At 66.3% G+C, this 13,843-nt stretch carries 9 protein-coding genes; 5 read left to right on the forward strand and 4 right to left on the reverse strand.

The window, feature by feature from the left end; all coding sequences use genetic code 11:
- Positions 1–644: 644 nt before the first annotated feature.
- Complete coding sequence (locus tag OG446_RS31455) at positions 645–1,259, reverse strand: hypothetical protein (RefSeq protein WP_328897187.1); 615 nt, start codon at positions 1,257–1,259, stop codon at positions 645–647.
- A 999-nt stretch (positions 1,260–2,258) separates the two neighbouring features.
- Between OG446_RS31455 and OG446_RS31460 the strand changes: the two genes are divergently transcribed.
- The 5 genes from OG446_RS31460 (at position 2,259) to OG446_RS31480 (ending at position 6,853) form a co-directional block, all read left to right on the forward strand.
- Positions 2,259–2,861 (forward strand): hypothetical protein, encoded by a 603-nt coding sequence (locus tag OG446_RS31460; protein WP_328897188.1) that lies wholly within the window; start codon positions 2,259–2,261, stop codon positions 2,859–2,861.
- An 84-nt stretch (positions 2,862–2,945) separates the two neighbouring features.
- A complete protein-coding gene (locus OG446_RS31465; RefSeq protein WP_328897189.1) occupies positions 2,946–3,098 on the forward strand; it encodes a hypothetical protein in 153 nt (50 codons plus the stop codon).
- A gap of 313 nt (positions 3,099–3,411) precedes the next feature.
- Positions 3,412–3,831: a hypothetical protein gene (locus OG446_RS31470; RefSeq protein WP_328897190.1), complete on the forward strand. Its 420-nt coding sequence runs from the start codon at positions 3,412–3,414 to the stop codon at positions 3,829–3,831.
- 840 nt (positions 3,832–4,671) lie between these two features.
- A complete protein-coding gene (locus OG446_RS31475; RefSeq protein WP_328897191.1) occupies positions 4,672–5,871 on the forward strand; it encodes an NAD(P)/FAD-dependent oxidoreductase in 1,200 nt (399 codons plus the stop codon).
- Between the two features lie 22 nt (positions 5,872–5,893).
- Positions 5,894–6,853 (forward strand): sigma-70 family RNA polymerase sigma factor, encoded by a 960-nt coding sequence (locus OG446_RS31480; RefSeq protein WP_328897192.1) that lies wholly within the window; start codon positions 5,894–5,896, stop codon positions 6,851–6,853.
- 210 nt (positions 6,854–7,063) lie between these two features.
- Here OG446_RS31480 and OG446_RS31485 read toward each other — a convergent pair whose 3' ends face one another.
- From OG446_RS31485 to OG446_RS31495, 3 genes are all read right to left on the reverse strand, one after another.
- Positions 7,064–8,764: an FG-GAP-like repeat-containing protein gene (locus OG446_RS31485; protein WP_328897193.1), complete on the reverse strand. Its 1,701-nt coding sequence runs from the start codon at positions 8,762–8,764 to the stop codon at positions 7,064–7,066.
- Positions 8,765–10,161: 1,397 nt separating this feature from the next.
- The gene (locus tag OG446_RS31490; protein WP_328897194.1) at positions 10,162–10,827 is read right to left on the reverse strand and encodes a hypothetical protein; all 666 of its coding nucleotides are present in this window, start codon (positions 10,825–10,827) and stop codon (positions 10,162–10,164) included.
- A gap of 23 nt (positions 10,828–10,850) precedes the next feature.
- Entirely contained in the window at positions 10,851–13,607 is a 2,757-nt protein-coding gene (locus OG446_RS31495; RefSeq protein WP_328897195.1) for an RHS repeat-associated core domain-containing protein, read from the reverse strand.
- Positions 13,608–13,843: the final 236 nt, after the last annotated feature.

A 13,843-nucleotide genomic window follows, 5' to 3' on the forward strand; every position in this document is an offset into this window, starting at 1 on the left:
GTGTGGTCCCGGACGAACTCGGGGTTCGGGTCGAGCCGGACTGGACGCGGTGCGCGATCGACTCGCGAACACAGGGACGCGGGACCGCCTTCTTGCCCGCGGGGCCGGGCACACCGACGTCCGCACGACCAGGCGACGGCACGTGAAGCCGGATGTGGAGGATCTACGGCCGGCCGCGGCAACGTGGGGAGAACTGGCGAGTGCCCCGCCCCCCGTTCTCGGAGCGGATGGGAGATGTGGGAGCGTGAGTGGGTGAGCGAGAAGAACGTTGAACCCCTGCAATACCGCTTCGACGGGCCAGAAGACGCCCCGGTCCTCGTCATGGGCACATCCCTCGGTGCCACATGGCACAGGTGGTAGATGGCGTCTTGTGGCGTCCACGTGGTCCAGTTCGACGCTGTTCACGCGGGTTTGGACTTGGTGGTCCAGGTGCGTTGACGGTGTTGGTGACAGGCGCGTGACAGGGCGTGTGCGACGACATCGGTGATAGGGCGAGGGACTTGCTGATGGGCCAGGCGGGGCCTCGCCTGGAGCCGGGTGGGGCGAGGCCCCACTGGGGAGCTCTGGTGGGGCTTCGCCGCGAGTTCGGCCGTACTTGAACGCCTGGTGCGTTCGGCTGGGGCTGGCGCCAGGAGGGTTTCGTGTCAGGGGCCGTAGGGGTTCCAGTGTCCGAGGAACGGCTTCAGGTCGTTGGCTTGTGGTTCGGGGATGAGGGGCATCCGGAGTGGCGTGTTCAGCGGGTCGAGGCGTTCTGTGGTGGCTTCTGCCCAGTTGATCCATGCCTCGGCTTCGGTTCTGGTTTCGTCTGGGAGCATGGTCTCGACTCGCGTGCGCATAGCGGTCACGTACTCGGCCAGTCGGGTCGCGTGGCGCCATGCCGCTTCCTGCGCCTCGAAGTGCCTGACGCGGTACGTCTCGGCGTACTGGACGCGGGCCTTCTCCATGGCGGCTTGCCAGCGGAGGCGCTTCTGGCGTGCTGCTTCGAGTTCCTCCTGGCGTTGGCGTTCGGCGGCTTCGCCGCGGAGTGTGACTTCTTGGGCGATCTCGGCAAGCTGCTCTTCGAGGGGGCGGCCGGGGGTGTCGGCCCATTCGCTCGCCCGGTGTGGCTGGCCGCCGCTCAGGACCAAGCGGAGGCGTTCGGACGGGGTGTAGTCGAAGCGGGGGATTCTGATCCAGGAGTGCTTCCGGGCTTCGGCGAGTTCCTTCTCGGTCGCGACATGCTCGGTCCGGTCCTGTTCCTGCTGGACGACGAACCCCACCGTGAGCCCTTGCGCGGTGATGGTGAAGTGGGGAGACGCGCTGCGGCGGTGGTGAGACGGGGGTGCAGAGCCGGGTCGTCCCGCGGAGCAGGCGTGTCCTTCGGACTCGGTGGCGGTGATCAGTGCCTGGATGAGCCGTAGGGCACGTGCTTGGACGGGCTTGGTCAGGCCCAGCGGTCGGGGTTCGTTTTGCATGGCCCGGACCACGCTGTGCGGCCGAGTGAGCCGGGTGGGGACAGGGACAGGGGCGAGGACGGCAAAGCGCCAGGCGGGGGTGTCGACGAGTTTGATCTCGTATCTGTCTTCGGGAGCTTTGCCGATCTGCGAGCGGCCGCGATCCGGGACGGCCAGTTCGCAGAGTCCCGGCCGGCGGTGGTTTTGACGATCCGGCCACCGGCGTCCGCGAGCTCCTGAAGTAGCTGTTCCGTGAACGTCACGCGATTCTGCTGGGGAGGACGTGGCTTTCGCTCGACGGCCGGAGCGTCCTGTGTCCGGGGTGACGGCCGTTGTGGAGCGGCTTGTCTCCACACGTCCTCAGGACATCCCGCTCCCACCCACTGCAGCACCGAGAGCTGTCCCTCATTGACCGGCCGTTTCAAGGGGACCACCTTTGATCCTGGCTTTCATTGACGGGGCGGATGCTGTCAGCGGTAGCGGAAAGGGGTGGGCTGTTCGGGCTGCACTCGCTCGAAGGAGCGACCGATGCCGGCTCATCCGCAAGCCGTGACGCTGGGCGTCAAAGTGGGCGGACTAGGGCCATTCCTTTGAATCACTCCCGGAACGGGCAGGATGCAGGGTTAAGGATCTTGCTCGTTTGAGGTGCTGGGAGACAACCGCGAGGCACCGGAGTATGCAGAACCCCTGCCGAGTGAATCGTCAGCCGCGGAGTGGAGCCCACCCGTGGCTGGGCGTCCATCCGGCATCCGGCGAGCCCGTACGTTGCCGGGATCCGGCATACCGGGAGCTGACGACACCGGCATACCGTGGCGGGCACAGCCGGTGGCGTCGCTGGCCGGGGCGGAAATATATGGCGAAGGGGGCGCGATGTTCTCTGTGGTTTGGGGGGTGTTTGCGACGGCCATGGGCTGGATCGTTGCGACGGATCTCCGGGGAGCTGCCCACCGCTTCCACAAGTTGTCCCACGCTGCCATGCCGTTTGACAGTGTCGGCGTGTGGGTCGTGGGCGTTGGCTTCTTCCGCTTGCTGGCAGGAGTGTTCGCCCTGGCTGGTCCGGTCGTCTTGGTCGGCGGGCTCATGGATGTGTGGCGAGGCGAGGCGGGGTCGGACAGTCTGCCTCCAATTCCCGCGTGGCTCGTCGTGGTGGAAGCGACCATCGTGGGTGTCGTCCTCTGGAGGACCTGGCAGCGCACGGGAGTGCTGCGCCGTGAGTGGGATGCCGGCAACGGTCCGCGACGTGCCGCTGTTGCCGGTCTCACGACATCGGCTGTCGTCTTCGTCGTGACGTTGGGCTTCGGCTGGGGAACGTGGATGATGGCTAGCTGGTTGGCCGGTGGTCTGTGTGGGCTCACCCTGTTGGTGGGCGACCAACCCGGTAAGCCGTCGGACACTGGACTGGCCTCCGCGGACTCGTCGGCCTTCTAGGCGCGGCCCTCGGTGGTAGGGGATCAGCGGTATCGCTTGCGCGAGAGGGCAGTCACAGGCTCGAGCCATTCGATGTCGGTGGCCGTGACCGACAACATCATCAGCCACTTCGAAGCGCTCACCACCAGCTGCAACTCCGTTCAGCGAGCACGCGCCCAGACCGAGACCCTCGCCGCGCAGGTCGCGGATTGCGATGCCTACGAGAGGCTGACCGCACAGGCGATGACATCCACCTGACGGCGCGGTCGACCGTCGTGGTCATGGGAGCGACCAAGGGGGGCCACTCTTGGAGCCGCCATCACGCCCGGTGTGGGCACCGCAATCGGCGGGCGCCATCGGCGCCGGCGCAGGAGCCGTCGCGGGCATCATGGCGACGCGAACCGTCAACAACGTGAGGCTGAGGGGATGGAAGGGGGTGAAGGGCTGGTTCAGCTGACAGCCGGACCAGAGCAGTGCGCCGAGCAAGCTGCGAGAGTCGTCACGGACCACGGACCACGGACCACGGACCACGGAGCCCGCCCGGCGGCAACAGACATGGAGGGATCGCGCAATGCCGTACTTCATCGGACTCTTCTTCGTGACCGGGTCCGCATTCATGACCTGGAAGGTCACTCAGCTCTGGCGCGACGCCGGCCTGGTCGACCACTTCATGCAGACGTTCGCCTTCATGCCGTTCGGCAAGGAGGTCAAACGAGGAGAGGTGCGGTCCCTCGCCCTCACCGTCGTGTCCCTCTGGGGCGTCACGGTCCTTCTTCTCCTGGGCCTCCTGGACGTGGAGATGGCCGGCCCGGTAACGGTTCTCTTCGCCCTCACCGTAGTGGTCATCCTCCTCTGCATCCTGTGCGAGGTGGCTGTCGTCCTGTTCAACGCCCCGAAGATCCTCGTGCCGCCCCATATGCGCTCCGACCTCGGGGTACTGGCCGCCCGCCGGGCCGAGCGGGCGATGCGGATGCGGAGAACCGGACCCTGACCCCCTGCGCTTACGCTGCTGTCGTGAATCCCGCCGAGACGGCACCAGCAACGGCCCGGTCCCGCGCCCGCCTCCGGTGCCGCTTTCCTCACCCTCTTGCCACTTAGTGCATGACTGCTGGCCCTGGCGGACATCGTTCCCGTCGGTGGGTCGGTGATCCTCGCGTTGACCGCAGGGCTGGCCGGATTCCATCTGACTCTGTCACCCGCGGCGGGCGGACTTCCCATGCTGCCGTGGTTTCCGCGTCGGCCTCACTTCCATCAGAAGCCAGCGGGCATTGGTGCGTGCATTGCAGCGCACCGGTGCCGACCAGCACGGTTAGCCGAGCGTCAGTGCGGCTGCCCGCGCGCACCTCGGCCTGGGAGACCGCTGGCATCGCACAGCCCACACCGTGATCACCCTGGCTCTGCAAGTCACCGCTCTCGCGCTTTACGTGAGACTGTTCTCGGACTCGCGACGTTGCGGTAATGCAGAGCGGCTCAATACGCCGAGGGTGCCTGCGTGAGCAAACCTTGCGTGGGTGCTTTGTTTCGGGTCCACAGAGGTAACGCATCTGGCATGCAAGATCCCCGTGTGGCGGCGGGTGACGTCATCGAGACCGGCACTCACTCCTACCGCCAGGCGGCCATCGGCGCCCGCGCCGAACAGCAGCCCGCGGCGGTCGCCGCGGGCTGTTGAGGAGGCACCGTTCTGCTGTAGGCCCCTGACTCCTATCCGCGACTCGCGGTGCAAGGCAGCCACTGCCGCGACGTGACGCACCCCACATGCAGTTCCTGTCAGTAATCGGGGCGCTGTTCCGCTCAAGTCACTGAGAGCCAAGCGAACCGACAGGAGCAGCACATGAAACACCGCATCGTCGTCCTGGGTGCCGGCTATGCCGGCGCCTACGTGGCCGGAACCCTGGCCCGCCGGCTGTCCCCGGCGGACACCGAGATCACCGTGGTCAACGCCGAGCCGGACTTCGTCCAGCGGCTGCGGCTGCACCAGCTCGCGGCCGGCCAGGAGATCGAGGCTCCACAGCTCGCCGACGTCTTTGTGGGCACAGGGATACGGCTGCGCTTGGCCCGTGTCACCGCCGTCGACCCCGAGCACCAGCTCGTCGCTGTGGCCGACGCCGAGGGCTGCGGCGAACTTGGCTACGACACACTCCTCTACGCGCTCGGCAGTCGCGCCGCCGACCGCGGCGTCCCCGGAGTGGCCGAGCACGCCTTCGATGTCGGCAGTCGTCCGGCGGCGCTGCGCCTGCGCGAGCGCCTGGACACCCTGAGCAGGCGGGACGAGGGCGGGAGTGTGCTGGTCGTCGGCGACGGGTTGACCGGCATCGAGACCGTCACCGAGATCGCCGAATCCCGGCCCGGCCTGTCGGTGGCGCTGATCGCCCGCGGCGAGCTGGGCGCCCAGCTATCCGCTGGAGCCCGCAGCCACCTGCGCCGGGCCTGCGACCGGCTGGGCATCACTGTCCTGGAGCACATCAGCGTTGAAGCCGTCGAAGCGACGAGGGTGCTGTGCGCCGACGGCACTGCCCTGGCGTCCGACGCAACCGTGTGGACGGCAGGGTTCGCGGTCGGCTCCATCGCAACTACCAGCGGGCTGGAGGTCACCGAGAGCGGTCGGATCGTCGTCGATCGCACCATGCGGTCTGTCTCGCACCCGAACGTCTACGCCGTCGGCGACAGTGCCTACGCCATCAGCGACAGCGGCCGGCCTCTGCCGATGTCCTGCGCTTCGGCCGGCTACACCGGCATGCAGGCCACGGCCGCGGTCGTGGGACGCCTGACCGGCCGCAAGATCCCGAACACCAAGCTGGAGTACCTGGGCAACCACATCAGCCTCGGGCGGCGGGACGGGATCCTGCAGATGGTCGATGACGAAGGGAAGGCGAAGCCGAAGTATGCGGGCGGCCGGAAGGCCGCGCGGATCAAGGCGGCCATCCTCAAGATGTCGCTGTGGACCACCTCGCACCCGACCTTCGGCCTGCCCAAGCTCAAGCGCCACCTGGTGGCCGTACCGGATGCGGCAGCCGAGAAGACGGCCGCGTAGCCGCCTGACCAGGAGGGTCCGCGTGGACAGCACCACCACTGATCGCCTCGACACCAGCCGGTTCGAGGCCAGCCGAAACCGGCTGGCTTCGCTGGCGTACCGCCTGCTGGGCTCCGCCGCCGACGCCGAAGACGCCGTGCAGGACGCGTTCCTGCGCTGGCAGGCCGCCGACCGGCAGCTGATCAAGGTGCCGGAAGCATGGCTGACCAAGGTCGTCACCAACCTGTGCCTCGACCAGCTCCGCTCGGCACAGGCACGCCGCGAACGCACCGCCGGCGCCTGGCTGCCCGAACCGCTCCTGGACGGCGACCCGATGCTCGGCCCGGCCGACACTTTCGAGCAGCGCGAATCGGTCTCCCTGGCTGTGCTGACTCTCATGGAACGCCTCTCACCGCTCGAGCGGGCCGTCTACGTCCTGCGCGAAGCGTTCTCCCACAGCCACGCCGAGATGGCCGAGATCCTCGACATCACCGAATCCGCGAGCCAGCAGCACCTCCACCGGGCTCGGCACCGCATCACCGCCGCGCGCCCCATCGGCAGCGAAGCCGACCCGGCATCTGCCCGCAGGATCGTCGAGGAATTCCTCGCCGCCGCCTCCTCAGGCCGCACCGAACGCCTGGTCGCGCTGCTCACCAACGACGCGACCGCGATCGCCGACTCCAACGCCGCCGGCACGGCCAAGACGCTGCTGCAGTACGACACTCCGCAGCGCATCGCCGCCATCGCGCGGGCCGGTTTCACACTCACACCCGCGAAACGGCGACTTGCCGGCGGCACGCCCGCCATCCACTACGCGCTCGTCAACGGCGCCCCCGCGATCCTCTTCCTGATCGGCGACCGGGTCATCGGCGCCGTGACGTTCGACATCGCAGGCGGCAAGATCGCAACCGTGCGTGGCATCGCCGCCCCCTCCCGCCTCGTCCGCATCGAGAAAGCCTGGCGGCAGCACGGACCGGACACGCCGCTCGTCACCCAGTGGTGACCCGACACAGGCTCAACCCGCCACGGACCGCTTTGTGGAGTCATGTCTCTTGCCTGCAAAGTCGGCACCCCGACCCACCGGGTGGAGTCAGAACTGACCTATCAAGTGGCGTCAACCGTCATCTACGAAGCCAAAAGGGCCTGATGCAGGCTTGCGTTGAGGGTCGGCGCTTCTCACGAGCGCCGACCGGTGTGCGTGCGGTGGCGACGGTCAGGTGAGTGTGTTGTAGATGTTCCAGCCGCTGCCGATGCGGGTGCGGGCGGAGAAGGGCGATTTGATTTCGGACGTGCCCCGGTAGAGCCATAGAGCGCCGCTGCGGTCGGTGGCGATCAGGTCGTTGTTGCCGTCGCCGGTCGTGTCTCCGGTGCTGACGAGGTGGGTGTACGTGTTCCAGCCGGCGCCGACGCGGATGCGGGAGGCGAACGGGGACTTGATGCTGGAGGTGCCCCGGTAGAGCCAGAGGACTCCGTCGCTGTCGCGGGCGAGCAGGTCAGCCTTGCGGTCGCCGGTGAGGTCGGCTCCGCCGGTGAGCTGGTTGTAGGCGTTCCACCCGGCGCCGATGCGGGTGCGTGTGGTGAAGGGGGTGCTGGTGCTGTCGGTGCCGCGGTAGGGCCAGAGGACGCCGTCGCGGTCGCGGGCGATCAGGTCCGCCTTGTGGTCGCCGGTGATATCGCCGGGCCCGGTGAGCTGGTTGTAGGTGTTCCAGCCGCCGCCGACCTTGCTGCGGGCGGCGAAGGGGCGGCTGATGTCGCCGGTGGCCTTGTAGAGCCAGAGGATTCCGGCCTTGTCGCGGGCGACGAGATCACCCGTTCCGTCTGCCTTGAGGGTGGAGAGCTTGGTGAGGGCGCTGTAGACGTTCCAGCCGCCGCCGACCTTCGCCCGCCGGGTGTATTGGGCGGGGTCGGTGGTTGTGCTGGCCTGGTACTGCCAGAGGACTCCGGAGCTGTCGCGGCCGTAGAACGCCGCCCGGTCGGCCGTGAAGTCAAGGGTTTGGGGCTGGTTGCCGAGCTGGGTTCCGTCGGGGCCGAGGGTCTGGAAGATGCCGGAGAGGTGTCCGGCGGGCAGGCCCCAGGCCGCGGTGAAGCGGAGGTAGTCGCTGGTCTTGACGGTGCCTGCCGTCCAGACCTGCTCGGAAATCTCCAGGTACACGGAGCCGTCGGCGCCGGTGGTCCAGGGGCGGGCGCTGTAGGCGATTCCGTCACTGGAGTGCTGAACGTGCACGTAGCGGGCCATCTGTGCGGCGGTGTAGCCGGCCTTGGCGATCTGCTGGGCGGTGAACAGCAGCCGGAGCCGGGTGGAAGGGGGCGGGGTGCTCAGCTGCATCAGGGTGTCCAGACGGACCTCTGCAGCTTCTGTTGTTCCAGCTGCGACTGTGTACCAGCGAGGCGACTGCCAGTACGGGATCACGCTCGGCTTTTTGATGTGGATGCTGGCGTGTGCGGGATTGATCGGTATACGGCTGCCGGTGGCACCGTCGATGTAGTAGGCGTTGATGTTGAGACCGTCGCCCACGTATCCGTCCGCGGTGACCTGGACGTGCAGTGAACTCGGAACGAGGGTGGCACCGGGTATGCCGTCGTGGTCGCTGTCCTCCTTGCCGAAGCGGAAGGTGGCCAGGGAGTCGTCGGTGTAGACGGGCTCGTGGGCCAGGATGGTCCCGGTGTCGTCGGTGACGGTCAGATGGGCTGCGTTCGCAGTGTCGAGATTGAGTTCGACGAAGCTGTCGGCGCTGGGCGGGGTGGTGAGGGTGATGTCGATGTCCTCGGGGGTACCGACCGTGTCGATGGTGCCCGAGGTATGGAGGGTCATGGCGACTGCGGCGGCGTTGGCCGTCGTCAGCGGGGTGACGCCGAGCGCCGTGCCGAGAAGTGCCGCGGTGAGAGCGGCGCGGTGCCGTTTGGTGAGTCGCATGACGATGCCTTTCAGAGTCAGCCGCCCGTCGGTGGCCAGGTAGCGGAGTAGCGGTTTGTTCAGCGGGTGTTGGAGAAACAACTGTGGGATGGGAGCCACGAGAGGCTGGGTGGCCGCCTCTAAAAAGGGGTCGGCTCGCGTGTTGCGCCCTCCTCGGGGCCTGACACATGACACTCGGGTCAGCTCAGCGATTCGAAAATCTTTCCAGCCGCCTGGTCGACCATGACCCCGCTGTTTGCGAGGTTGGAGCAGTGGCCCATCGGTGTTGGTGGCCCAGATGGCCCCCAAGGACGCCCATAGTGCTGGATCCGATCGCGCCTGATGATGCTGGGACCCGGCAATTTCCGCTCCGCTTCGCTTCCTACTCTTCGCGGGGCCCGCACTCCGGACATCCCGCGGCCGCATGTGGTCTTGGCGGGGAAGGAGGAGTACATGCTCGACAACCGCCTCGCGGCGCTTGCCGGCGCCCACGCCAGGCCGCGCAGCGGGACAGCTCGAAGTCGCCACGGCACCGGCGTCAGCCGCCCCTCCTACTCCCGCGAAACGCCCTGAGTGCCTGGGCCCAGGTGTTGGCGTGAGACGCGTGATAGCTACGCTCGCGCGGACCGTGATCGCTTGGGGCCACAGCGTAGGGATAGGCAAAGTATGCAGAATCTGCTCAGGAATGGCGGTCCGGTTGACATCGCGATGGGATGGCCCAGCTGGAGCCGATATAACTTGATCTAACTCCAATTCATGCCAACTGCCGCAAAGGTCAGGATCCACATCAGCGTCAGAATGAAGGCGACGCGAATGAATACCTTGGGCCACTCCGCCGAGTTTCGAGTTCCAGGAGACCGTGAACGTATTTGCCACCGGGGCCTTTCCTGCACCCCGCCGCCCTCGTTTCACTCGCTTATCGATGCGCGCGACAGCGCGGTCGGCAGACCCCACAACGTTGTCGATGATCGATCCGCCGTATCCGGTGGAGTAGATCTCGTCACCTGTCCGTGTGACCAGGTACAGCGTTCCTCCGCCACCACCACGCACCTCGGCGATAGCGTCGTACGGAACCGTGTAGGTGGCCAGTGGATTGACAACCGTCACAACGGATGGGCCGAGCGTGATGCGCGAACCCATGACGCGTCGACCAAGCGCGATTGTGAAGAGACAGGCAGCCACGCCTGACATCGGTCCACCTTCGAGGCTGTAAGTGAGGCTGACGAGCAGACCAACCGCTACCACTCCGAAGCCGACGGTGATGGTCCAAGACGGAACCCTGAACAGCATCCTATGCAGGATCTCGCCCTCGCGGCCTTTCAATATCGGCGTCCCTTCCCTTATGTGTCCACTCGTGAATGCGCGGCATGGGTGGGTGAGCGTTATGGTCTCACCCACTCGTCCCTCTAGACAATGCCCTATTCCGCTCGAATCATTTCGCTGACCATTCTCGCATTCTGGGGGTCATTCAAGTCGATCTCCTTAAATTCTGCTGCCGGCCAAACTGGTTGGCCGTTGATCCACGGAACCACAATGGAGGCGCCATTAATCTCCCCGGTCAGTGCTGCGACTCCGACGGGCTCTGGTAGATCCCGAAGGCGGTCACGCAGGGGGCCGTACCGTAGCGGCAGGGCCCCCACTGGCCCCTCTTCTTCCCCTCCGGATTGAGGGAAGAAGAAGAGCCACGGGGCCTCTGACGCATAGCTGTGAAGCAAAACGTATCTGACTTGGATGGCTGGCTGCAGGCGGGCAACGCGCGCCATCCGCCACGCGCGCCTGCAGCCAAACCCCGCGATCACTGCCCAGACGACAGTGATCAACGGGAGAATGAAAATCCAGAATGGAACGCTGTCCGGCTTCCGAGAACCCACCATCACCGCCGCAGCATTCAGGGCAAGTGTGCCGAGGAAGGGGATGAGATGGCTCGAGTATTGCAGCCCTCTGACCCGCCACCACATGACCCGGCGAACGTCTGACTCTCGACGCATTGTCGATTGCTCCAAGCCCCGATAGCGGGCTTGGCTTTCACCTGCTTCGACCATTCGCTCGAAAGTGAAACTGGCCTGCTCATCTTCATTCTGCATTTTTCATCCTAATCCTATTCAGATCAGCAGAATCCGGGGTTCACCACGGAGGGAACAGCACATGCCCCGAGCCCAGTTGCGCCCGCGAACCCTAGTTCGCCGCCTCTGACCAGCGGGTCACGTGTGGAGCCGTGTCGACCTCGGCCGCTTGCGTGGCGCCCCGCAGGGAGCTGCACTATTATCCTCCCGGAGCGAACGCCCATTTGCCAGGCGCCGCCGACTGACGCTCCCACTCCGAGACCGATCGCACCCCATTGCATGTTGTAACTGAAATTGCTGGAGGCGGAATCCAGCCCGTGGGTGTGGATGTCACCCAGAGCCTTTACTGTAATCGCTGCGGCAACGGCAAGAGCACATATCCCGAGCGACACGAAACATGCTCCGAAAGCAGCGATGTCCGCCATATCCCTCCAGTGATCCCCAACCCACTGCCCAACGGTTGAGTTCTTGGTGTTGTCCCAGGCGGCGCCGAAGTTCCCCTTCATGATATTGCCGAATATTCCATCCTTTTTTCGGCGTTCTGCGTCGGCCTTTGCTTTAGCTGCCTTAATGGCTTGCGCGCGGTATTCGGCCTGCTGTTTGGCGCGGGCTTTTGCGTGGCCGTCGTCGATCATGTAGTGGGTGGGGTTGGCCTTGTACGCGGCGTACTTCTGGCGGGAAGGTTTGTCCTTCTTGGGCGTCTGGGTCCAGACGTACTTGCCGCTCTTGTACGTGTACTCAGCCGTGACGCCGCGGTCGTTGCCCCATCTGTAGTCGGCGGTTGTGCCGCCGTCGGTCGGGCCCAGGGGGCGCAGGCCGGAGGGGTCGGACTGGGTGACCGGGTTGTTGTGGGCGTAGGAGTAGGCGTTCATCTGGGCCGGGTCGTCGAGGTCGATGACGGGGTCGACGGAGAGGAAGCGGCCGAGGTTGGGATCGTACTCGCGGGCGCCGAGGTGGGTGAGGCCGGTGGGGTCGATGGTGCCGCCGACGAATCCCTGGGTTCCGGGGAATGCGCTGCTGCCTGCGGAGCGGATTTTGCCGAAGGGGTCCTGTTTGCGGCGGGTGATGTCCAGGGTCGCGGTGGAGACCGCGGTCAGCGAGGTGCCCTGGTGGTCGGTGAAGAGGTAGGAGATTCCCTTGCTGGTGCGGACGGCGACATTGTTGCCGTTGTGCTGGTAGTAGCGGGTTCCGGCTTTGGTGCCGGTGGTGGTCAGCGTGATCTCGTTGCCGTTCGGCAGGGTGAGGGTGCTGGTGCCGTCGCCGTTCTTGGCGAGCAGGCGGTTGCCGTCGGCGTCGTAGAGGTAGCTGGTGGTCTTGCCGCTCTCGGTGAGGGTGACGAGGTGGCCTTCCGCGTCCCAGGTCAGGTCCTGAATCCGGGAGCCGATGACGCGCTTGGTGGTGTTGCCCGCGTCGTCGTACGTGAAGGTCGACTTCTGGCCGTTGTTCGCGCCGCCGCTGACGGTGGCTTCCTGGACCGCGTGGGGCAGGCCGGTCTTGGCGGCGGGGTGGGTGTAGGTGGTGGCGGCGTCGGTGCCTGCCTGGGTTCCGGTGCCGTGCTCGACGAGCTTGGTGCGGTTGCCCAGGGCGTCGTAGCCATAGGTCTGCCAGTACGTGTCCGGGCCGCCCACCGTCGTCGACGAGGGTGCCGCCGAGCAGTCCGTCTTCGCCGTCCACGCCTCGGTCAGACGCCCGAGCGTGTCATTGCTGAAGCACTGGGTGTCGACGGTCCGGGCGGTGTCCTGGCCACTGGCAGTGGTGATGCCGGTGACGTTGCCTGCCGGGTCGTAGCTGTAGGTGCTGTCGTCGATGCGCTGCGGCGCCAGGTCCCGGTCGGTGGTCTGCCGGTTCATGAGGCCGGTGAACTCGTCGTAGATCTGGGACTGGTAGACCTGCTTGCCCAGTACGCCGAACTCGGTACGCGTCGGGCGGGAGAACACGTCGTAGAGGGTGTTGGAGACGAGCGTCGCGCCGGCTCGGCTGGTGCGGATCGGCAGGTCATCGCCGTTGTAGTTGACCGTTACTCGTTCCGAGGTGACGTCGCCGATCGCCGGGTTCATGGTCCAGTCGAGGAGCCCGGTTTCGGCGTTGTAGCCGTAGGTCCATCCGTAGCTTCCTGCCAGGCTGCCTGCGCCTGAGGGGATGGTGACGGTGGTGGAGGTGGGCTCGTAGCGGTCGGTGAATCCGCCGGTGGCGGTGGTGTAGGCAGCGCCGTCCGTGTAGCGGGTGCTGGAGGTCAGTTGGCCCTTGGCGAGCGTGTCGTAGGTCCACTTGGCCAGCGAGGTGCTGCCCTGCTTCAGCTCGGTCTGCCGGCCGAGCTTGTCGTAGACCGTGGTCAGCGTGGTGCCGCGCTCGTCGGTGCTGCTGGTTGCCCGGCCGGCCTTGTCGTAGCCGGTGGTGACCGGGCCCTTGTCCGGGTCGTCCGCCTTGATCTGCTGGCCACGCCCGTCGAAGGTGTAGGTCCACTCGTTGCCGGACGGGTCGGTGACCTTGGCCGGCTGGTCGTACTTGCCGTAGCTGTACGTCGTCTTCTGCGACGTGGTGCGCGCGGCGTTTGTGTACTCCAGGAGGTCAGTGGTGCGCCCGAGCGCGTCCACGATGGTGGTCGTGGCGGTGCCGCCCGACGGGGGGACGACGGTGGTGCGGTCTCCGTCGTAGGTGGTGGTGGTGCGCCACTGCTCGTCGCCGAGCTTGCGGGAGATGGCGGCGGTCACCCGTCCGAGCCCGTGCCTTCTGCGGCACGCGGCGGTGCGGAATGTAGACCATGAACGCCGGTTAGCCAAACCGGCGATCGTGACGACCATGGGAGTTGCTCGCGTTCGGCGCGGCTAGCGCCGTGACGTTCAGCGGAGACGGTGTCTCCACGCGGTGGCACCTTGCTGAGGTTCCGGCTCTGCCCAACCTGTGCGAGCGGTTCCGAGCCCTCAAGGAAGGTCAAAGTCGTGTCTGTTCCGATCAAGAAGCTTTCCCCTGATGCGAAGGGGAAGGTCCGGTACCGGTTTGTGGTCGACGTAGGAGCTCATCCCTCGACTGGGAAGCG

The organism is Streptomyces sp. NBC_00236 (assembly GCF_036195045.1).
Lineage (GTDB): Bacteria > Actinomycetota > Actinomycetes > Streptomycetales > Streptomycetaceae > Streptomyces.